Genomic DNA, 21,466 nt, shown 5'->3' with positions numbered 1-21,466 from the left:
GCGCACAGGATGGATCAGCTCGTGCACTCCAGGGTGTCGCCCTATTCGGTGTTCTCCCGCGGCGAATGGGCCAAGCTGCGGGCCGACACCCCGATGACGCTGACGGCGGCCGAGCTCGACCGCCTGCGGGCGCTCAACGACCCTGTCTCCCTGGCGGAGGTGGAGGAGATCTACCTGCCGCTGTCGCGCCTCCTGTCCCTCTATGTCGCGGCGACGCAGGCGCTGCATCGGGCGACGCAGAGCTTCCTGACCACGCAGTTCGGCAAGGTTCCCTATCTGATCGGCGTCGCCGGTTCGGTCGCCGTCGGCAAGTCGACGACGGCGCGCGTGCTGCGGCAGTTGCTGACGCGCTGGCCGAACACGCCGAAGGTCGACCTCATCACCACCGACGGCTTCCTCTTTCCCAATGCCTTCCTGCGTGAGCATGGCCTGATGGAGCGCAAGGGCTTTCCGGAGAGCTACGACACCCAGCGCCTCCTGCAGTTCCTCGCCGACATCAAGGCGGGGCAGGGCAGGGTGACGGCTCCGGTCTATTCCCACCTCGTCTATGACGTGGTGCCCGGCGAGTTCGTCACCGTCGACCTGCCCGACATCCTCATCGTCGAGGGCCTCAACGTGCTGCAGCCCGCGCGCCTGCCGCGCGACGGCAAGGCCATTCCCTTCGTGTCGGACTTCTTCGACTTTTCGATCTATCTGGACGCCGACGAATCGCTCCTGCGCCGCTGGTATGTGGAGCGCTTCATGACGCTGCGCCAAACCGCGTTCCGCAATCCGCTGTCCTTCTTCCGCAAATATGCCGACCTCACCGAGGGCGAGGCCCTCGAGACGGCGCATGGCCTGTGGAGCCGGATCAACCAGCCCAACCTCGTGGAGAACATCCTGCCGACCCGGCCGCGGGCCGATCTCATCCTGCGCAAGGGCGAAAGCCACGGCATCGAGCAGGTCTCGCTGCGCAAATTGTAAAATGCCTGAAACATTGCGCGGGCAAGTCCTTCACCGGTATGCGGTAGGGATGCGAATCCCTCGACCGCCCGGCACGGGATGCCGGGACCATGTTTCTGCCGCCGAACGCGTATGAACGGGCCCGGCTCTCCCGGGGCGTGAACCGAAAGGAAGTCGTGATGAAGGGCATGCGTGCCTTGCTGCTGGTAGCGGCACTGACGATCGCCGCCGGCCTGCTGTTCGGGCTTGCTCCCGGGATCGATGTCGACGCCGCCCGCCTCTTCGGCACGACCGGAACCGGCTTCGTCATGCGCCTCGACGCGACCGCGCTCGTCATGCGCCAGGTCGGGCTGTGGATGCCGATCATCGTGGCGGCCTGCTGCCTGCTGGTTCTCCTCGCGCCCATCGTCAACCCGCTGTACCGCTCGCGGATCGATGCCCGGAGCCTCGCCGCGATCGTGCTCACCTTCGTGCTCGGCCCCGGCCTGCTGGTCAATGTGGTGCTCAAGGACAATTGGCATCGCCCGCGGCCCATCCAGGTCGTCGAGTTCGGCGGCGTCAACCAGTTCAAGCCGTGGTGGGACACGTCGGGCGCCTGCAACGTCAACTGCTCCTTCGTGTCGGGCGAGGTCTCCGGCGCCGTCGCCATGGCCACCGCCGCCGCCCTGGTGCCCGCCGCCTATGCCGGCTCGGCCCTGATGGCGGCGATCGCCTTCGCGGTCGTCGTGGCGTTCCTGCGCATGGCCTTCGGCGGCCATTTCCTGTCGGACATCGTCATGGCGGCGCTGTTCACCGAATTCATCGCGGTGGCGCTGATGACGCTGTTCCACGATCCCCGCTGGCGCTATGGCAGGCCCGGCGTGCTCGACGGCGACATCCGGGCCCTCGCTTTCCGCTTGCGCATGCAGGCTTCGCGGTCCTGACGCGCGCCGCGCCGTCTCTCGCCGGCCATGGCGGTCAGGGTTCCAGCAACGCCTTGTGTTGCGGAAAAGCCCGGCTATAGTCGCGCGCGATTTTCCCGGAGTTCCCGATGTCTCAATCTGTCAAGAAGGTGGTGCTTGCCTATTCGGGCGGCCTCGACACCTCGATCATTCTCAAATGGCTGCAGACCACCTATGGCTGCGAGGTCGTGACCTTCACGGCCGACCTCGGCCAGGGCGAGGAACTGGAGCCTGCGCGCCAGAAGGCGCTGCTGCTCGGCATCAAGCCCGAGAACATCTTCATCGAGGACGTCCGCGAGGAATTCGTGCGCGACTACGTCTTCCCGATGTTCCGCGCCAACGCCCAGTATGAGGGCCTCTATCTGCTCGGCACCTCGATCGCCCGCCCGCTGATCGCCAAGAAGCAGATCGAAATTGCCGAAAAGCTCGGCGCCGACGCGGTTTCACACGGCTCGACGGGCAAGGGCAACGATCAGGTCCGCTACGAAGTTGCCTATTATGCCTTGAAGCCCGACGTCACCATCATCGCGCCCTGGCGCGAATGGGACCTGCGCTCGCGCGAGCAGCTGCTGAAATTCGCCGAGGACCACCAGATCCCCATCGCCAAGGACAAGCGCGGCGAGGCGCCGTTCTCCGTCGACGCCAACCTCCTGCATTGCTCTTCCGAGGGCAAGGTGCTCGAGGATCCGGCGGTCGAGGTGCCCGATTACGTCTATTCGCGCACCGTCAACCCGGAAGATGCGCCGGACAAGCCGACGGTGATCAGCATCGACTTCGAGAAGGGCGATCCCGTCGCCGTCGACGGCGTGCGGATGTCGCCGGCGACGCTGCTCACCCGGCTCAACGAGCTCGGCCGCATCAACGGCATCGGCCGGCTCGACCTCGTCGAGAACCGCTTCGTCGGCATGAAGTCGCGCGGCATGTACGAGACGCCCGGCGGCACCATCCTGCTGCAGGCCCATCGCGGCATCGAGAGCATCACGCTCGACCGCGGCGCGGCCCATCTCAAGGATGAGCTGATGCCGAAATATGCGGAGATCATCTATAACGGCTTCTGGTTCTCGCCGGAGCGCGAGATGCTGCAGGCCCTGATCGACAAGAGCCAGGAAGCGGTGACCGGGTCGGTCCGCCTCAAGCTCTACAAGGGCGGCGTGCATGTCATCGGCCGCGAGAGCCCCTATTCGCTCTACAGCCAGGACCTCGTCACCTTCGAGGAAGGCGCCGTCGCCTATGACCATCGCGATGCCGCCGGCTTCATCAAGCTCAACGCCCTGCGCCTGCGCACGCTCGGCAGCCGCAAGCGCAAGATGGGCATCTGACGCCGCATTCCGGCGGGGCTCCGTCGCCCCTCCTCGTCGAACGCAGCCTTCCCCGCCCCCGGGGAAGGCTGTTCTGCTTCAAGGGCCTCGACATCGTCACCGTGGAATGGGGGGAGAGGTGTTCGGGTGCGGTGCAATAAATATATACTGCGATGCAATCTGAAATCCTCATGTATTTGAGGCAGCATTACTGACATTTTATTTGAGGGAAAAGCGATTTTCTAGAGAGGGAGAACTTATCCCGATTGCTTATCGGTATTGCCGTTGCGATAGTCCTGGGTGTTGGTCAGGCAATGATCGGTTACGAGCAAGGCAATCCCATGATCCGGAAACTCGTCCTGCTGTTCGCGGGCGCCATGATGGCGCTGGCGGCCTCCTTCTCCGCGGTTCAGGCCGCACCGAAGACCTTCTACTGGATTTCGCACGGTTCGCCGGCGGACCCGGTGTGGACCTACTTCCTGGCCGGCGCCAAGCAATGGGCGGCCGATACCGGCAGCACCGTCAACACCTCCTTCCACAATGGCGACGTCGCCGCCCAGCAGGAGGCGGTCCGCTCCGCCATCGCGGCCGGCGCGGCGGGCATCGTCACCACCAGCCCGGATCCGGGAAGCCTCGTGAAGGTGGTGGACGAAGCCAACGACAAGAAGATTCCCATCATCAACTTCAACACGCCCGATCCGAAGGCCAAGTTCGGCGCCTATGTCGGCGGCGACAACGTCAAGTTCGGCACCGCCTGGGCGCAATATCTGGTCGACAAGGGGCTGGTGAAGTCCGGCGACTTCGTGTGGATGCCGGTCGAGGTACCCGGCGCCACCTATGGCGTGCAGGAGGAGCAGGGCATCGCCAGCGTGTTCAAGCCGGCGGGCATCAAGTGGGAGGTGACCGAGACCACGCTCGACCAGGCCGAGATCATCAGCCGCATGAGCGACTATCTCACCGCCAACCGCAAGAAGGTGAAGGCGATCATCGGCATGGGCGACCTGGCGATGGGCAGCATCAAGCGGGTGTTCGACCAGGTCGGCGTCAAGCCGGGCGAGATCCCGGTCATCGGTTGGGGCGATTCCCTCGATACCACCCAGGAGGTCCTGCACGGCTATGTCAACGCCGCGCAGTGGCAGGATCCGCAGGCGACCAGCTACATCGCCCTGTCGATGGCGGCGATGTCCGCCTCCGGCATCCGGCCCGGTTTCAGCGTCATCACCGGCTCGCTCTACGACAAGGATACCGCCCAGCAATATGACGATATCCTGAGCGGCAAGAAGTGATGCGAAGGCCGGGCGCTTCCGCCGGCCGGCGCGCCCGGCGCCTCCTCGGGAGGGGAGGCGGGCCGGTGCCGCCCCGCGACGGTCCTGCCGATCCTGTCTCCATCCGCCAGCAGCCGGGCAAGGAAACAACGTGGAAAGACATTCGATACTTCAGCGCTTCGTCGCCCGGCCGGAATTTGGTCCCCTCGTTCTCTTCATCGTCGTCATCGCGGTCTTCGGCATCGAGAACCGCGATTTCCTCTCCCCCGACAATATCAGCAACATCCTGGCCTTCACCGTCGAGTTCGGGCTCATCGCCCTCGCGATGACCATGCTGATGACGGCGGGCGAATTCGATCTTTCGGTCGGCTCGCTCTTCGGCTTTTCGCCGATCCTGATGTGGACGCTCTTCAATGCCGGCGTCCTGCCGCTGTGGGCGGCCCTCGTCGTCGCGCTCGTCGTCGCCGCCATGATCGGCTATGCGAACGGCTTCTTCGTCACCCGCCTCAGGATCCCCTCCTTCCTCGTCACGCTCGGCATGCTGCTGATCGTGCGCGGCACGGCGCTCTACGTGACCGACGGCTTCCCGCAGCGCACCTGGAGCGCGGAGGGCCAGCCGCTCGCCTATGTCCTCGTCGGCACCTTCTATATCGGTTCCTTCCGGGTCTACATGTCGCTGTTCTGGTTCAGCGCGGTCGCCATCATCCTCGGCTATGTGCTGACGCAGACCAAGGTCGGCAACTGGATCCAGGCCTCCGGCGGCAATCCCAATGCGGCCCGGGCGCGCGGCGTCAATGTCAGCCGCACCAAGGTCAGCCTGTTCATGCTGAGTTCGGTGCTCGCCTCCTTCGCCGGCATCATCAGCTCGATCCGCATCTCCGCCGCCAATCCCAACAGCGGCGACGGCTACGAGCTCGAGGTCATCGCCATGGTGGTGATCGGCGGCACCGTGCTGACCGGCGGGCGCGGCTCGATCCCGGGCACCGTGCTCGGCATCTTCATGCTGCGCAGCATCCGCAACGGCATCGTCTTCGTCGGGGTGCCGGCCCTCGCCTACAAGATCTTCCTGGGCGCCATCATCCTCGGCATGATGGTGCTGCATTCATGGCTGGAACGCCGCCACCAGGAGGGCACGTGATGGCCGGCGAACTCGTCCGCATGCAGAACATCGCCAAGTCCTATGGCCGCATCCGCGCCATCGAGGACGTGACGCTGACCGTCCGCGAAAAGGAGATCGTCGGCCTGCTCGGCGACAATGGCGCCGGCAAGTCCACTTTGATCAAGATCCTCTCCGGCGCGGTGCCCGCCACCTCGGGCGATATCTTCATCCGCGGCGAGAAGGTGGAGATGCGCTCGACCACCGACGCCATCGCCCGCGGCATCGAGACGATCTACCAGGATTCCGCCCTGGTGCCGCAGCTCTCCATCGCCCGCAACCTCTTCCTCGGGCGCGAGCCGCTCAAGGGACCGCGCTTCCTCAACCGCATGGACCAGGCCAGGATGAACGAGGTGGCGGCCGAACTCCTCCGCCAGGTCGGCATCACCAAGAACATCGCGCCGACCACGCCGATCGGCGCGCTGTCCGGCGGGGAGCGTCAGGCGGTGGCGATCGCCCGCGCCATGTATTTCGACAGCGACCTCATCATCCTCGACGAGCCCACCAACAATCTCGGCGTCGCCGAGACGCAGGGCGTGCTCAATTTCGTGCGCAACGCCCGTAATTCCGGCCATTCCTGCATCTTCATCGCCCACAACATCCACCATGTCTTCCAGGTGGTGGACCGCATCGTCGTCATGCGCCGCGGCCGGGTCGTCGCCGACGCCATCGATCCGAAGAAGACGAGCGTCGAAGAGGTGGAGAAGGTGATCACCGGCATGGAGCCTTGAGGGATATCCCGGGAGCGCGGACATCCTGTCCGCTCTTCCTCTCCGCGGGCTCGCGTCCCGACGGACGTCCCGAGAGAGGTGGACGAGACGTCCGCGCTCCCGGGAAGAAGGTCCCGTTTTGCTGCAATGCACGCTAAATTTTGCCGCCGCCCCTTGTTTGCGGACGCCGTCGCATGTGATGGTCGCGCCGACCGGCCATCGCCCGGCCGGGAACAAGGCGCCGGACCTCTATGAAGAAGCTCGTTGTTTTCGACCTCGATGGCACTCTCGCCGAAAGCAAGTCCCCTGTCGATGCCGAAATGGCCGGACTTTTGCGCGACCTCCTCGCCGTCGCCAAGGTGGCGATCATCTCCGGCGGAGACTGGCCGCAATTCGAGAAGCAGTTCCTGTCCAATTTTCCCGCCGAGGATCTTTCGGGCCTTTCCCTCCTGCCGACCTGCGGCACCAAATTCTTCCATTTCGAGGCGGGCTGGAAGCCGCTTTATTCGGAGGATCTGGGAGCCGACGAGAAGCGCCGGATCATCGATGCGCTGGAGGATGCGTTCACGCGCGGGGGCTTCCATCCCGAGCAGGTCTGGGGCCAGGTCATCGAGGACCGCGGCAGCCAGATCACCATGTCGGCCCTCGGCCAGCAGGCGCCCGTCGCGGCCAAGGCGAAGTGGGACCCGGACTTCACCAAGAGGAAGCTGCTGAAGACCTTCCTGGACGAGACCATCCCGGACTTTTCGGTGCGGATGGGCGGCGCGACCTCCATCGACGTGACGCGCCAGGGCATCGACAAGGGCTACGGCATCCGCAAGCTGCGCGACCGGCTGGGCATCGCCATCGAGGAGATGATCTTCGTGGGCGACGCCCTGTTCCCCGGCGGGAACGACTACGCGGCCAAGGAGGCGGGGGTCGATTCGATCCGCGTGCGCGATCCCGAGGAGACGAAGCGGATCATCGAGACCATCATCGCCTGCCTCGGCTAGACCCGGCGGCGGCCCTTCCTCACCTTCTCCCCGCAAGCGGGGCGAAGGGACGACTGCGTCGAGCCCCGATGACGTTGCCGCGAGACTCGGCCGTCACGGAATTTTCGCGACGCCGATGTCCCCTCGCCCCGCGGAGCGGGGAGAGGATAGAGGTGAGCGGCGCGACCGGCAAGACAGGAGCCGATGGCTGGCGCCGATGTCGGCGCCCTTCTCACGCCACGGGAACCGATCACAAAAAGAAACCATGAACCCATCCGGCGGAAATTCGATCTGTCCGGCGGCGCCGACTTTTGTTAGTGGGGAAACGAACATGCCATCGCGGCCCGGGCAACGGGCCCGCCCGGAGGAATCGATCATGTCTGACCAACGCCAAGTCGCCATCGTCACCGGCGCCGCCACCGGCATCGGCAAGGCCATCGCCCTTGCCCTGCTGGAGCATGGCTGGGCGGTGACGTTCAGTGGCCGTCGCAAGGAGGCGCTGGACGCGGCTGTGGCAGAGAGCAGCCACGCCGATGCCGCGCTCGCCTTCCCCTCCGACGTCACCGACCCCGCCTCGGTGCACGCGCTCTTCGCCGCGACGGTCGAGCGGTTCGGCCGCGTCGACCTCCTCGTCAACAATGCCGGCACCAACGCCCCCGCCGTGCCGGTGGAAGACCTGCCGGTCGAACAATGGCAGGCGGTGGTCGACACCAACATCACCGGCGTGTTCCTGTGCACGCAGGAGGCCTTCCGCGTGATGAAGGCGCAGACGCCGCGGGGCGGGCGCATCATCAACAACGGCTCGATCTCGGCGACGGCGCCGCGGCCGAATTCCGCGCCCTATACCGCCTCCAAGCATGCGGTCGCCGGGCTGACCAAGTCGACCGCCCTCGACGGCCGCAAATACGACATCGCCTGCGGCCAGATCGACATCGGCAACACGCTGACCCCGATGGCCTCGCGCATGCCGGGCGGCGTCATGCAGGCCGACGGCTCGATCAAGCCCGAGCCCACCTTCGACGTGAAGCACGTCGCCGACGCCGTCCTCTATATGGCCGGGCTGCCGCTCGACGCCAATGTGCTCACCCTCACGGTGATGGCGACCAAGATGCCCTTCGTCGGGCGCGGCTGACCTGGAGCGCGGACGTCCAGTCCGCTCTCCGGATTACCGCCCGATCCGCGGCCGGCCGGACGCCCTGGCGGTGACGAGCGCTTCGACGAAGATCTCCCGTCCTTCCGTCACCGCCTTCTTCTCGTCCACCGTCACGGCGATCTCCACCGAGGCGGCGCCCGCTTCCAGCGCATCGGCATGAGCCTGGGCCCGGGCCGTCTCCTCCGCATGTGCGAGGGCGGCGCCGAGGTCGCCGAAGTCGCGCGTGCCGCTGCGCGCCAAGACCCGGAAGACGCCTTCGACCGGCTGCAGGATGCGCAGTTCCGCCGAGACATGCACGCCGCCGACCACCGCGCCCACGGCGTTGGCGACCTCGGCGTGCTCGGGCACCAGCGCCGGCGCGCCCACCAGCGCGGCGATGGCGCCGTAATAGGTGGCGGCGGAGGCACCGAGACCGACCACCGGCGTCGTCAGCGACAGGCCGATGCGCACCAGGCCCTCATGCCCGTCCAGCGCGGCGGCGGCCAGCACGTGGCGGGACAGGCCGGCCTCCTGGAAACCGTCCTCGGCGAGCGCGCATTCGAGCAGGAACTCGGCGGAGCGGCGGGTGAGGACCTCGATGATGCGGCGGGCGAGGATGTCGGGCGTAGCCGCGAAGGGAAGGCCCATGGCGTTGCGCCGCCGCGAGAACAGCAGGGCACCCTTGGCCGCGGCGTCCCTGTCCCAGGCGGCATGAAGGCCGAGGACATGGGCGGCGTCCGACGGCGTCAGCGAGGCCATGATGGCGAGGCGGCGATTGACGAGACGCTGCAGGGCGTTGAGCTCGCGCCGGTTGGCGATGAGCCTGTCGGCCGGCTGCGGCCCTTGCGCAAGCCGGCCGAGGAGCTCGGCCTCCAGGGCCGGCACTTCGGCCAGGGGCGGATTGAGGCTGAGGGCAAAGCGGCCATGGAGGTCGTTGGGCATGTCCGCACCGAGTTGGCGCTCCAGCGTGGCGTGGACGAGGTCGCCATGGCTCGCCGCCAGCAAAGAGAGCGGGATCGCGCGGCGGGGGCCGAGCTTCAGCGACGCCTCCAGCCCGTGCTGTTCGAGCGTGACCTCGCTGTCGCCGCCGAGCCCGCAGGTGCGGATGGCGATGGCCTCGACCATGGTGCGGAAGCCGCCGATCAGCGCGCCGGCGGGATCGATGCGCGGGCGCCCCTGGCGCAGCACCACGACGTCGGTGGTGGTGCCGCCTATATCCGAGACCAGCGCCTCCTGCGTGCCCGCCAGGAAGGCGCCGCCCACCGCGCTGGCGGCCGGGCCGGAGAAGATCGTCTCGATCGGCCTCGCCTTGGCGACTTCGGCCGAGACCAGCGAGCCGTCGCCGCGCACCACCATCAGCGGCGCCTGGATGCCGAGCGCGGCCAGGCGCCCCTCGGTCGCCGCGATCAGCATCTCCAGGAGGTGGATGAGGCGGGCATTGAGGACGCAGGTCAGCGCCCGCTTGGGGCCGTCGAGCCTGGCCGAAAGTTCGTGGCCGCAGGTCACCGGCAGCCCGGTTTCCCGCCGCAGGATGTCCCGGGCGGCGATCTCGTGCGAAGGGTCGAGCACGGCGAAGCGCCCGGTCACCGCGAAACCGGTGAGGCCGGGCGCGAGGCGGCGGGCCTCGGCGGCCAGCGTTTCGGCGTCGAGCGGCATGCGCGGCTGGCCCATGGCGTCGTGGCCGCCGCCGACGAGGATGACCGGATCCCCGTTCAGCGCGGCCTTGAGGTCCGGCCGTTCGGCGTCCGCCGCGTCGAAGCCGATATAGACGAGGCCGACGCGCCCGCCCTGGCCTTCGACCATGGCATTGGTGGCGAGGGTGGTGGAGAGCGAGACGAGGGCAATGACGCCGGGTGCGATCGCCGAAGCCTCGATCACGGCCCCCACGGCGCCGCCGACGCCGATGGCCAGATCATGGTGGGTGGTGAGGGATTTGGCCTTGGCGACGACGCCGCTCGCTTCGTCATAGAGGACGGCGTCGGTGAAGGTGCCGCCGGTGTCGATACCCAGAAGGATGGCCATGAAATCCGTCGCAAATCCGCAATCAATTCGATCGGCTGCTGATACGCGAGAATCCCGTCCCCGCTCCACAGGAAACGGCTTGCCGGCAGCGATCTGTTGCGGGGCCGGACTATCGTCAGGGCAGGATGCCGGGACGGCGGACTTTTCGCCCCAGGCGCCTGACGAGAGAATGGGCAGCCTTCTTCCGCTTGGGAGTACGATAATCGCGCTATTTTCAGTACGTCCGAGGCTTGCGGACGAAACGTCCACGGTTCCGGAAAAAAGCCCTCCCCAGCCTTCGCTGGAGAGGGCGGCCCCCCCGGCCGATGTCTTGGAGCGAAGCAGGATCGGCGTCCCCGCCGGGTCCTGCGCGATCAGGACGCCGGCTTGGCCGGCAGCGGCTGGACCGGCATGCCGGGGCCGATCTTCTGCAGGTTGCCGCTGATGATGCTGTCGTGCTCGCCGACGCCCTTGACCACCGAGATGAGGTCGCCGTCGGTCGCGCCGAGCTCGACCAGGCGCTGGTCGACCCGGCTGCCCTCGCCGACGACATAGACATATTTGCCGAGCTGGCTGGAGCCGAGCGCCGTCTGGGGCACCAGCAGTGCATCGGCCTGCTGGCCGACCGCCAGCCTCACCCGCACATATTGCCCGGGCAGCAGTGCCAGGTCGTCATTGGCGATCGTCGCCCGGGCGGTGATGGTTCCCGTCGTGCGGTCGACCGCGTTGTCGAGGAAGGTCAGCTCGCCCTTGTGGTGAGGGCCGGGCTCGCCGGGCACGAAGATGTCGGCGCTGATCCTGCCGGCGGCCTTCGCCTTCTGGATCGCGACGAGATCGGTCTCGCTCGGATTGAAGGTGACGTAGATCGGATTGAGCTGCACCAGCGTGTTGAGGACCGTCCCGCCGGCGCCGACCAGCGTGCCGACCGGCGCCTGGTTGCGGCCGATGCGGCCCGGGAAGGGGGCGCGGATCTCGGTATAGCCCAGATTGAGCTCGGCCGAGTGGACGGCGGCGGCATCGGCCGCGATGGTGGCCTCGCCCTGCTGCACGGCGCTGGTCCGCTGGTCGAACGTGTCCTTCGACAGATAGCCGGTCTTGGTCAGCTCGTTGCCGCGATTGAGGCTCATCCGGGCGTAGTCGAGCGAGGCGGCGTCGCGCTGGGCCTGCGCCTTCACCTGGTCGAGCGTGGCCTGGAAGTCGCGCGGATCGATACGGTAGAGCAGGTCGCCCGCCTTGACGTCGCTGCCGTCGGCGACCGCCTGGTCGAGGATGTAGCCGGAGACCTTGGCCTGCAGCGTGATGCTGCGGATCGATTCGGTGCGGGCCGCATAGTCGAGATAGAGCGGGATGTTGCGCTTGATCACCGGCGTGACCGGCACCGGCATGGCCGGCATCGCGGGGGCCGGCGTGGCGGCGCCCGCCGGGCCGGCGACGAGGCCTCCCAGCATGCTCGGCTGGTTATAGGCGTAGACGAGGGCTGCGGCAGCGATCGCGACGACAGCGGTGGTGGTCTTGAGGTAACGCATGGGGAGGCTTTCCTATTCCGCCGCTTCGACATGGGGGAGACGATTGGGCTTCTCCGCGTCGGCCGGCGTGGCATGGGGGTCGGAAGCATGGCCGTCGGAGCCGTGGCGGGGGCTGCGCTCCCGCCATTTCTCGATCACGGCATAGAAGACCGGCACGAAGGCCAGGGTCAGGATCGTGGCGGCGACCATGCCGCCGAAGACGGTGGTGCCGAGGGACTGCCGGCTGGCGGCGCCGGCGCCGGTCGCCAGCATCAGCGGCACGACGCCGAGGATGAAGGCGAAGGCCGTCATCAGGATGGGACGCAGCCGCAGCCGCGCCGCCTCCATCGCGGCTTCGACGATGCCGAGGCCCTCCTCGCGCCGGCGCCTGGCGAATTCGACGATCAGGATCGCGTTCTTCGCGGCGAGGCCGATGAGCATGACGAAGCCGATCTGCGAATAGACGTCGATCTGCATGCCGCGCAGGCAGATCGCCGCCAGAGCGCCGAACAGAGCGAGCGGCACCGCCAGCAGGACCATGAAGGGCATGGTCCAGCTTTCATACTGCGCTGCCAGGATCAGGAAGACGAAGACGATGGCGAGCGCGAACACCACGGTCGCGATGGAGCCGGCCTTGAGTTCCTGGAAGGTGATGCCCGTCCATTCGAAGCCGAAATCCCGCGGCAAGGCCGTGGCGGCGGCCCGTTCCATCGCCGCGACCGCCTGGCCCGAGCTGAAGCCCGGCGCGGCGCCGCCATTGATCAGGGCCGAGCCGTAATTGTTGTAGTGCGGCACCGTCTCCGGCCCGACGATGGGCTTGAGGGTGCCGAGCGTGGAGAGCGGCACCATGGCGCCGGCGGCGTTGCGCACATAGAGGCGCGACAGGTCCGTCGCCTTGGCACGGGCGTTCTGGTCGGCCTGCAGGGTGACGCGGAAAGTACGGCCGAACAGGTTGAAGTCGTTCACATAGAGCGAGCCGAGATAGATCTGCAGGGTGTTGAACACGTCCGGCAGGCTGAGGCCGAGCAGCTTGGCCTTGGTGCGGTCGAGGTCGTAGTCGAACTGCGGCGTCGAGGTCGAGAAGGACGAGAACAATTGCTGCGGGTTGAGCTCGGGCTGCTTGCGGGCTTCCGCGATCAGGGCCTGCGTGGCGTCGTTGAGCGCGACGGCGCCGCGTCCGGTGAGGTCCTCGACTTCGAACTCGAAGCCGCCTGTGGTGCCGAGGCCGGGGATGGAGGGCGGATCGAAGCTCAGGGCGAAGGCGTCCGGGATCTGCAGGAGCTTGCCCCGGACCTCGTTGACGATCTTCGAGGCGTTCTGCTCCGGCGGCCGCTCGTCCCACGGCTTGAGGATGGCGAACTCCACCGCCGAATTCGACTGCGCGGCGTTGGTCAGGAAGTTGAGGCCGCTGATCGAGCCGACGATGTCGACGCCCGGCGTGTTCTGCAGGATGTCGCGCGCCTTCTTCGCCACCGCGTCGGTGCGTTCCAGCGAGGCGCCGTCCGGCAGCTGGATCACCACGAAGAAATAGCCCTGGTCCTCGACGGGAAGGAAGGTGGAGGGAATGCGGGTGGAGAGGAGATAGGTGCCGACGAGGCCGGCGGCGAACAGGCCGAGCACCGGCCAGCGGAAGCGGATCAGCCAGCGCACCGCCGAGGCATAGGCGTGCGAGATCCGCTCGAAGCCGCGATTGAACCAGCGGAAGGGCGGAAAATTCGTGGGCGTCCGGTGGCGCAGGAAGGCGGCGCTGAGCGCCGGGCTCAGCGTCAGCGAGTTGAAGGCGGAGATGCCGACGGAGATCGCCACGGTCAGCGCGAACTGGTTGTAGAGCCGGCCGGCGACGCCGGGAATGAAGGCGACGGGCACGAACACCGCCATCAGCACCGCCGTGGTGGCGATGATGGGGCCGGTGACTTCCTTCATCGCGAGCCTGGCCGCTTCCAGCGGCGGATGGCCGTCCTCGAGCTGGCGTTCGACATTCTCGACGACGACGATGGCGTCGTCGACCACGAGGCCGATCGCCAGCACCATGCCGAGCAGGCTGAGCATGTTGAGGGAGAAGCCGAACATCTCCATCACCACCAGTGTCGCGATCAGCGAGACGGGGATCGCGATGGTGGGGATGATGGTGGTGCGCCAGCTCTGCAGGAAGACGAACACCACCGCGACGACGAGGGCGAGCGCCTCCGCCAGGGTGATCACCACGTCATGCATCGAGGCCGACACGAAGCGGGTCGTGTCGTAATGCATGGCATAGGCGATGCCCTTGGGGAAATGCTTCGACAATTCCTGCATCTTGCCCAGGACACGCGCCTGGAGGTCGAGCGCGTTGGAGCCCGGCATCTGGTAGACGGCGAGCACGACGGTCGGATCCTTGCCGAAGAAGGCGGAGGAGGTGTATTGCAGCGCCCCGAGCTCGATGCGGGCGACGTCGCGCAGGCGGACGAGCGAGCCCTGGGCCGAATCGGCCCTGACGACGATGTCGCCGAACTCCTTGGGGTCGCTCAGGCGGCCGGTGGCGTTGACCTGCATCTCGAAGGGCGTGCCGGCGGGCGCCGGCGACTGGCCGATCTTGCCGGCCGCGACCTGGACGTTCTGCTCGGCGATGGCGTTCTGCACGTCGACGGCGGTGATGCCGAGATTGGCGAGCTTGTCCGGGTCGAGCCAGACGCGCATCGAATAGCGCCGCTCGCCGAAGATCTGGACGTCGCCGACGCCTGGCAGGCGCTTGAGCGGGTCGATCACCTGCAGATAGGCATAGTTCGACAGCGCGATCGGGTCGACCGATCCGTCGGGCGACGTCAGGTTGACGATCAGCACGAAGTTCGGATTCTGCTTCTTGATGGTCACGCCGGCCTGGTTGACGATGGCCGGAAGCGACGAAGAGGCCTGCGAGACGCGGTTCTGGACGTCGACGGCGGCGATCGACAGGGGATAGCCGACGTCGAAGGTGACGGTGATGTTGGAACTGCCGTCATTGGAGCTGGAGGAGGACATGTAGGTCATGCCCTCGACGCCGTTGATCTGCTGCTCGAGCGGCGTGGTCACGGTGTCGGCGACCACCTGGGCGCTGGCGCCGGGATAGTTGGCGCTCACCACCACCTGGGGCGGCGTGATGTCGGGAAACTGCGAGACCGGCAGCAGGAAATAGCAGATCGCCCCCGCGAGCACCATGATGATGGCGATCGCAGAAGCGAAGATCGGGCGTTGGATGAAGAAGTTCACCATGTCAGGGGGCTCTGCAACGGTCGAACGGCGCCCTGCCGCCGGCAAGGAACCTGTGTCCCTTGAGCGCGGGGTTGCCGAAGAAGGGGATGGATCGCGCCGGGATGGCGGGCGCGGCGTTGTCTCTTGCGACGTGAAGGCGCGCGGCGACGCCGCGGAGCATCGCCTGGAGCGCGTTGGGGTCGACCCGGTCGGCCCGCATCACGGCGACGGTCACCGGGTCGCTCAACAGTTGATCGATCGACAGATCGTTGTTCATCGACGCCATGGGACCTCCTTGGCGGACATCCGTGGGCGACGGCGTTCCGCTTGCTGAATTCTGCGATCTCGGCCGGTTCTGCCGCTCCTGCCGGGCCTCCCTCAATTCCCTGGGAGGTCATCGGCCTTGACATCGCGCGATCAAAGATGTTACCGCTTGGTAACAAGTGCAGTGTTACAGACCGGTCACACCCTAGTCAAGAGACATGTCTCACAAAATTTTGCAGCGCGAAGAAGACGTATTGCACCGCGAAGAGCCCGCCGCGCCGGTGGCCTGTGCCGCGATGCGCCCGCGCGACCGCATCGTCGTCAAGGCGCGGGACCTGTTCCACCAGCACGGCATCCGGGGTATCGGCGTCGACGCCATCGCGGAGGCGGCCGGCACCAACAAGATGACGCTGTATCGCCATTTCGGCTCCAAGGACGACCTGATCGTCGAATGCCTGCAGAAGGCGGTCGACGAGGCGCAGACGGGGTGGGATGCCTTCGAGACCGACTATCCCGGCGACGCGATGGCGCAGCTCCATGCCTGGGTCCGGCAGGGTGCCGCCTGCATCGAGGCGGACAAGCGCGGCTGCGAGATGGCCAATGCGGCGGTCGAGCTGACCGAGGCCGGCCATCCGGCGCGCCGCGTGATCGAGGATTTCAAGACGGCCTATCGCAACCGCCTCGCCAAACTGTGTTCGGATGCGGGCCTCGCCCAGCCCGATCTCGTCGCCGATACGCTCGCGCTCCTCATCGAAGGGGCGCGCGTCAGCCGCCAGAGCGTCGGTGTCGAAGGGCCGAGCGGGCGCTTCATGCGCATGGCCGAGGCGATCATCGCCTCCTTCGGCAAGCGCGAGCCCGGCGCCTGAAGGCCTGACCGGTGAAGCCCCCGTATGAGCGCCTCGCCGCCGACATGCGCGCCGCCATCGCGCGCTGCCGATCGCCCCTCGCCGATCCCTTCCTGGCGGCATGGCCGCAAGCGCAGGCGCCGATCCGGCGTGCCGCCGCGGCGTTGCCTGTGCTGTCACGGCTGCCGCAACTGCTCGACCACACGGGCGCCGCGACCGCCGACCTGACGCAACTGGTGGTCGAGAACGGCGATGCCCTCGACTGGCGGCAGACCTATGGCGCCGGCGATTTCGGAAGCGCCTTCCTCTCCCGCTATGGCTGGACCGAGATCATCGGCCAGAGGGGCGCCTTCGCCAGCGACAGCATCGCCGCCGGCTTCCTCATGCTCGGGCCCGGCATCGAATATCCCTTCCATTCGCACGACGCCGAGGAGATCTACATTCCCCTCGCCGGCACGGCGCTGTGGGCGGCCGGCCCGCAGGGCTGGCGCGCCAGGCCGCCGGGCGATCTCATCCATCATCCCTCCCGCGTGCCGCATGCCATGCGGACCGCGGCGGCGCCGCTCCTGGCGCTCTATGTCTGGCGTGCTGGAAATCTGACACAGAAATCCGTCATAGAGGCACCCCAAGCCTGATCTCTGGAGAATCTCCCATGTCCCATCCTGCCCTGACGCCCGGCGCGGTCGCCGTCATCACCGGCGGCGCGAGCGGCATCGGCCTTGCCGCCGCCGTCAAGTTCGCCGGCCTCGGCCTCAAGGTCTGCATCGCCGATCTCGGCGGGGAGCGGCTCGCCGAGGCGGGCGCGGCGGTGGCGGCGGCCTCTCCCGAGGGGGCGGCGGGGGTGATGACCGCGGCGACCGATGTCGGCCAGGAAGAGCAGGTACGCCGGCTGGAGCAGGCGGTGCGCGAGCGGTTCGGTGGCACGGATGTCCTGATGAACAATGCCGGCATCCAGCCCGGCAGCGGCATGTTCGGCCCGGCCGGCGCCTGGCAGCGGGTGCTCGGCGTCAATCTGTGGGGCGTCATCCACGGCAGCCAGGTCTTCGTGCCCGGCATGATCGAGCGCGGGCGGCCCGGCCTCGTCATCAACACCGGCTCCAAGCAGGGCATCACCACCCCGCCCGGCGATCCCGCCTACAATGTCGCGAAGGCGGGCGTGAAGGCCTTCACCGAAGCGCTGCAGCACGAGCTCCGCAACACGCCGAAAGCGGGGATCAGCGCCCATCTGCTGATCCCCGGCTTCGTCTTCACCGGGCTGACGGCAAAGGGGCGCACCGAGAAGCCGGACGCGGCCTGGACGCCGGAACAGACCGTCGATTTCATGCTCGCGAGCCTCGGGAAAGGCGACTTCTACATCCTGTGCCCCGACAACGACGTGCCGCGCTCGCTCGACGAGCGCCGCATCGCCTGGGCGGCCGGCGACATCATCGAGAACCGCCCGCCCCTGTCGCGCTGGCATCCCGATTATGCCGAGACGTTCGCGGCCTTCGTGAAGGGGGACTGACCGACGGCTACAGCCCTCGCCGCGTCGTCCGCTTGGGCATGACCGCATGGGTCGGCCGCCCTGCGGCGCTTTGCAGCTCGCGCCGGAAGAGGTCGCGGCGCTCATGGATCGAGGCGATCACCGGGCCGGCGGGCACGCCGAGGCCGGCGAGCGCCGCCTCCGAGAGCTGGAGGCTGGCCTCGATGGTCTCCGGCACCGCGTCGGTGACGCCGAGGGCGTAGAGCTTGCTCGCATGGGCGGCGTCACGCGAGCGTGCGACGATGACGAGGTCGGGCCTGAGGGCCCGCGCCGCCGTCACCACCGCCTCGATCTGCCGGGGCGTATCGATGGTGACCACTAGCGCGGACGCCTCCAGCAGCCCGCAGCGCTCGAGGAAGACGGCATTGGTGGCGTCGCCCCAATAGACCGGCTTGCCGTCCTCGCGCCATTTCGCCACGCCCCGGGCGTCCGCATCGACCGCCAGATAAGGGATGCGGTGCTCGGCCAGCATCTCGGCCACCAGCCGGCCGACGCGGCCATATCCCACGATGATCGCCCGCCTCTGCCTATCCTCGGGCGGCGGCTCCAGCGCCGCGGCCTCGACCGGCAGGGTGCGCTCCAGACGCTTGGCGAGGCGCCGGCCGCTCCAGCCGAGCATGGGAATGAGCGCCATCGACAGGGAGGTGACGACGACCGCCAGCGAGGACTGCTCCGGCGTGAAGATGGCGAGGGAGGAGGCGAGGTTGAAGACCACGAAGGCGAATTCGCCGGCGGAGGCGAGCAGGAAGGCGGTCTCGACCGAGACCGCCGTCGGCAGGCGGAACAGGCGGCAGAGGGCGAAGACGATGCCGGCCTTGACGAGGATCAGGGCGAGCACGGCGCCGGCGATCAGCAGCGGGTGCTGCAGCACCACGGCGATGTCGATGGTCATGCCGATGGCGAAGAAGAAGACGCCGAGCAGCAGGCTCTTGAAGGGCTCGATCGTCGCCTCGATGGCGCGCCGATATTCCGTCTCGGCCAGGAGCAGGCCGGCGATGAAGGCCCCGAGCGCCATGGAGAGGCCGGCGGCGGCCGCCGCCACGCCGGTGCCGATCGCCACGAACAGGGTGGCGGCGATGAAGAGCTCCGGATTTTCCGGCCGTGCCACCAGGCGGAAGAGCGGACGCAGCAGGAAATTGCCGGCCGCGACGATCGCCCCGATGGTGACCGCCGCCGACAGCAGGGCATAGGCGAGCCCCGTCCACATCGAGGGGCCGCCGCCGCCGGGAACGCCGAGCGTGCCGACGAGGAACAGCACGGGCACGACGGCGAGGTCCTGGAAGATCAGCACCGCGAAATTGGCGCGCCCGGTGGCGGACGCCATGCGCCGCTTCGCCGCCAGGATCTCCACCACGATCGCCGTGGAGGACAGGGCCAGGCCCGAGGCGAGCACGAGGGCCGCCGTGGCCGGCAGGACGAGGCGCGCGATGAGCGCGATGGCGAGCGTCGAGACGACCACCTGCAGCGCTCCCAGGCCGAAGACGAGGCGGCGCATCGTCTTCAGGCGGGCGAGCGAGAGCTCGAGGCCGATGACGAAGAGCAGGAAGACGACGCCGAGCTCGGCGATCTCCGCGATCCTGTCCCGTTCGCCGATGGTGACCCAGTCGATGAGGGGAAAACGCGAGGACAGGGCCCCGAGGCCGCTCGGGCCCATCACCGCGCCGGCCGCGAGGAAGCCGATCACCGAATTGACGTGGAGGCGGCGCACGAGCGGGACCACGACGGCCGCCGTGCCGAGCACGACGAGGGCGTCCTTCAATGCCGATGCGTCGAACGTGCCTGCCAAATCCCGTCCCCCGATGCCTGCCCCGCGGCGGACATCGAACAACGAAGCCGGCCGCTTCGCCAAATGAATTATGCGCAACGCCCGCGCATGTCGGCGGGGGCCGTCCGGAACCGGCCGAAAGCCCGGCCTACAGCTTCCAGCCCGAGTGGATCGCCACGATATTGCCGCTGAGGGAACGGTGGCTCACCTGCGAGAAGCCCGCTCTGGCGATCATCGCCGCAAAATCGGCCGGCCGCGGGAATTTGCGGATCGATTCGACCAGATAGCGATAGGGCTCGGCATCGCCCGTCACCATCCGGCCGATCGGGGGGATGAGGTTGAGGGAATAGAGATCGTAGATGCGGTCGAGGCCCGGCACGTCGACGGCCGAGAATTCGAGGCAGAGGAAGCGCCCCCCGCGCCGCAGCACGCGATAGGCCTCTTCCAGCGCCTTGTCGATGCGCGGCACGTTGCGGATGCCGAAGGCGATGGTGTAGCCGTCGAAGCTGCCGGTCTCGAAGGGCAGTTCCTCCGCATTGGCCTCCACGAAGGAAAGCTGGCCGCCGAGGCCCTGGGCCTCGCCGCGGGTCCGGCCGACTTCGAGCATCGAGGCGTTGATGTCCAGCACGGTGACATGGGTGTCGGCCCCGCCCGCCCGGGCGATGCGGAAGGCGACGTCACCGGTGCCGCCGGCCACGTCGAGATGGCGGAAGGGGCGCCGGCGCGGCGGGTCGAGCAGGTTGACGAGGTTGTCCTTCCACAGCCGGTGCAGGCCGGCCGACATCAGGTCGTTCATCAGGTCGTAACGGCCGGCGACCTTGTGGAAGACGTCGTCGACGAGACCCTGCTTCTCGGCGAGCGGGACGGTGGAAAAGCCGAAATGGGTTTCAGCGCTGGCAGGCATCGTCGAACTCCGGGCACGCGGTCGCCGCCAGCTATAGAACAGGAGGGGAAGGCGAGGGAAGCCGCATTCCGGCGTGCCGGAGCCACGCGGTCCCCGCGCATACTGGCGCGGGCGCGGGTCCGCCCCTATGTGTGACGTTCCCAGCCTCGCGGAGAAACGATGCCCGAACTGCCCGAAGTCGAAACCGTGCGCCGCGGCCTCGAGCCGGCGATGGCCGGCGCGAGGCTGGTCGAGGTCGAGGCGCGCCGGCCGGACCTGCGCTTTCCCCTGCCGGCGGACTTCGCCGGCCGCCTTGCGGGCCGGACGGTGGTCTCGCTGGGCCGGCGGGCCAAATATCTCCTGGCGGACCTGTCCTCCGGCGAGGTGCTCGTCATGCATCTCGGCATGACCGGACGCTTCCTCATCACGAGGCCGGACGGCGGCGTCGAGGAGCCCGGGGACTTCGCGCAGGAGGCCGGTCAGGCGCGGCGCCACGACCATGTCGTCTTCCGCCTCTCCAACGGCTTCGTCGTCACCTACAACGATGCCCGCCGCTTCGGCTTCATGGACCTGGTGCCGCGGGCGGACCTCGCGGCCTCGCGCCATTTCAAGGCGATGGGCATCGAGCCGCTCGGCAACGAGCTGAGCGGTGCCCTCGTCGCGACGTTGTTCGCCCGCAAGGCGGCGCCCCTCAAGGCGGCGCTGCTCGACCAGGGCCTGATCGCCGGGCTCGGCAACATCTATGTCTGCGAGGCGCTGCATCGGGCCGGCCTGGCGCCGGAACGGGCGGCGGGGACGCTCACCTCCGGCGAGGCGGGCCGGCTCGCCGAGGCCATCCGCGACGTCCTGGGCGAAGCGGTCGAGGCCGGCGGCTCGACCTTGCGCGATTATCGCCACACCGACGGCTCCCTCGGCTATTTCCAGCACCGCTTCCGCGTCTATGACCGCGAGGGCGAGACCTGCGCGACGCCCGGATGCGGCGGCGCCATCGAGCGCCTCGTCCAGTCGGGACGGTCGACCTATTGGTGCCGGACCTGCCAGGGCTGAATCGCCCGGCCG

The 21,466-nt window shown here is 67.8% G+C and carries 18 protein-coding genes; 12 read left to right on the top strand and 6 right to left on the bottom strand.

The features are described 5' to 3' along the window. Nucleotides 1-9: 9 nt before the first annotated feature. From coaA to J3R73_RS27015, 8 genes are all read left to right on the top strand, one after another. Complete coding sequence (gene coaA, locus J3R73_RS27050; protein WP_307434606.1) at nt 10-963, top strand: type I pantothenate kinase; 954 nt, start codon at nt 10-12, stop codon at nt 961-963. 158 nt (nt 964-1,121) lie between these two features. Then, nucleotides 1,122-1,865 carry a phosphatase PAP2 family protein gene (locus J3R73_RS27045; protein ID WP_307434603.1) on the top strand — a complete coding sequence of 248 codons (744 nt, stop codon included), beginning with the start codon at nt 1,122-1,124 and terminating at the stop codon, nt 1,863-1,865. Nucleotides 1,866-1,972: 107 nt separating this feature from the next. Further along, nucleotides 1,973-3,202 carry an argininosuccinate synthase gene (locus J3R73_RS27040; protein ID WP_307434599.1) on the top strand — a complete coding sequence of 410 codons (1,230 nt, stop codon included), beginning with the start codon at nt 1,973-1,975 and terminating at the stop codon, nt 3,200-3,202. Nucleotides 3,203-3,558: 356 nt separating this feature from the next. Beyond that, nucleotides 3,559-4,467: a substrate-binding domain-containing protein gene (locus J3R73_RS27035; RefSeq protein WP_370880113.1), complete on the top strand. Its 909-nt coding sequence runs from the start codon at nt 3,559-3,561 to the stop codon at nt 4,465-4,467. A 130-nt stretch (nt 4,468-4,597) separates the two neighbouring features. Further along, nucleotides 4,598-5,584 (top strand): ABC transporter permease, encoded by a 987-nt coding sequence (locus tag J3R73_RS27030; protein ID WP_307434594.1) that lies wholly within the window; start codon nt 4,598-4,600, stop codon nt 5,582-5,584. Then, the gene (locus J3R73_RS27025; RefSeq protein WP_307434593.1) at nt 5,584-6,333 is read left to right on the top strand and encodes an ATP-binding cassette domain-containing protein; all 750 of its coding nucleotides are present in this window, start codon (nt 5,584-5,586) and stop codon (nt 6,331-6,333) included. Before J3R73_RS27030 ends, J3R73_RS27025 begins: the two co-directional genes overlap by 1 nt. A 230-nt stretch (nt 6,334-6,563) precedes the next feature. Beyond that, nucleotides 6,564-7,304, top strand: a complete 741-nt coding sequence (locus J3R73_RS27020) for an HAD-IIB family hydrolase (protein ID WP_307434590.1) — start codon at nt 6,564-6,566, stop codon at nt 7,302-7,304. Between the two features lie 355 nt (nt 7,305-7,659). Next, entirely contained in the window at nt 7,660-8,415 is a 756-nt protein-coding gene (locus tag J3R73_RS27015; protein ID WP_307434587.1) for an SDR family oxidoreductase, read from the top strand. Between the two features lie 33 nt (nt 8,416-8,448). On the opposite strand, the gene J3R73_RS27010 is transcribed toward J3R73_RS27015, so the two are convergent. From J3R73_RS27010 to J3R73_RS26995, 4 genes are all read right to left on the bottom strand, one after another. Continuing rightward, nucleotides 8,449-10,437 carry a hydantoinase/oxoprolinase N-terminal domain-containing protein gene (locus J3R73_RS27010; RefSeq protein WP_307434584.1) on the bottom strand — a complete coding sequence of 663 codons (1,989 nt, stop codon included), beginning with the start codon at nt 10,435-10,437 and terminating at the stop codon, nt 8,449-8,451. 353 nt (nt 10,438-10,790) lie between these two features. Further along, nucleotides 10,791-11,942 (bottom strand): efflux RND transporter periplasmic adaptor subunit, encoded by a 1,152-nt coding sequence (locus J3R73_RS27005; RefSeq protein WP_307434580.1) that lies wholly within the window; start codon nt 11,940-11,942, stop codon nt 10,791-10,793. 12 nt (nt 11,943-11,954) lie between these two features. Beyond that, complete coding sequence (locus J3R73_RS27000; RefSeq protein WP_307434577.1) at nt 11,955-15,149, bottom strand: efflux RND transporter permease subunit; 3,195 nt, start codon at nt 15,147-15,149, stop codon at nt 11,955-11,957. Between the two features lies 1 nt (nt 15,150). Beyond that, the gene (locus J3R73_RS26995) at nt 15,151-15,414 is read right to left on the bottom strand and encodes a hypothetical protein (RefSeq protein ID WP_307434574.1); all 264 of its coding nucleotides are present in this window, start codon (nt 15,412-15,414) and stop codon (nt 15,151-15,153) included. Between the two features lie 274 nt (nt 15,415-15,688). On the opposite strand from J3R73_RS26995, the gene J3R73_RS26990 reads away from it, so the two are divergent. Genes J3R73_RS26990 through J3R73_RS26980 form a run of 3 tightly spaced genes read left to right on the top strand, consistent with a single transcriptional unit; the run spans nt 15,689 to nt 17,741 of the window. Beyond that, nucleotides 15,689-16,258: a TetR/AcrR family transcriptional regulator gene (locus J3R73_RS26990; RefSeq protein WP_307437721.1), complete on the top strand. Its 570-nt coding sequence runs from the start codon at nt 15,689-15,691 to the stop codon at nt 16,256-16,258. An 11-nt stretch (nt 16,259-16,269) separates the two neighbouring features. Next, on the top strand, nt 16,270-16,872 hold the full coding sequence (locus J3R73_RS26985) for a dimethylsulfonioproprionate lyase family protein (RefSeq protein WP_307434572.1): 603 nt from the start codon (nt 16,270-16,272) through the stop codon (nt 16,870-16,872). Nucleotides 16,873-16,889: 17 nt separating this feature from the next. Beyond that, nucleotides 16,890-17,741, top strand: a complete 852-nt coding sequence (locus tag J3R73_RS26980) for an SDR family NAD(P)-dependent oxidoreductase (protein ID WP_307434568.1) — start codon at nt 16,890-16,892, stop codon at nt 17,739-17,741. 7 nt (nt 17,742-17,748) lie between these two features. Here J3R73_RS26980 and J3R73_RS26975 read toward each other — a convergent pair whose 3' ends face one another. Next, a complete protein-coding gene (locus tag J3R73_RS26975; RefSeq protein ID WP_307434565.1) occupies nt 17,749-19,545 on the bottom strand; it encodes a cation:proton antiporter domain-containing protein in 1,797 nt (598 codons plus the stop codon). A gap of 127 nt (nt 19,546-19,672) precedes the next feature. Then, nucleotides 19,673-20,428 carry a bifunctional demethylmenaquinone methyltransferase/2-methoxy-6-polyprenyl-1,4-benzoquinol methylase UbiE gene (ubiE, locus tag J3R73_RS26970; RefSeq protein ID WP_307434562.1) on the bottom strand — a complete coding sequence of 252 codons (756 nt, stop codon included), beginning with the start codon at nt 20,426-20,428 and terminating at the stop codon, nt 19,673-19,675. 159 nt (nt 20,429-20,587) lie between these two features. Here ubiE and mutM point away from each other — a divergent pair, with 159 nt between their 5' ends. Further along, nucleotides 20,588-21,454: a bifunctional DNA-formamidopyrimidine glycosylase/DNA-(apurinic or apyrimidinic site) lyase gene (gene mutM / locus J3R73_RS26965; RefSeq protein WP_307434559.1), complete on the top strand. Its 867-nt coding sequence runs from the start codon at nt 20,588-20,590 to the stop codon at nt 21,452-21,454. The last annotated feature ends 12 nt before the right edge of the window (nt 21,455-21,466 follow it).

Source organism: Labrys monachus, assembly GCF_030814655.1.
GTDB lineage: Bacteria > Pseudomonadota > Alphaproteobacteria > Rhizobiales > Labraceae > Labrys > Labrys monacha.
The sequence above is the reverse complement of the archived record's forward strand: the minus strand, read 5'-3'. Positions and strand labels throughout refer to the sequence as shown.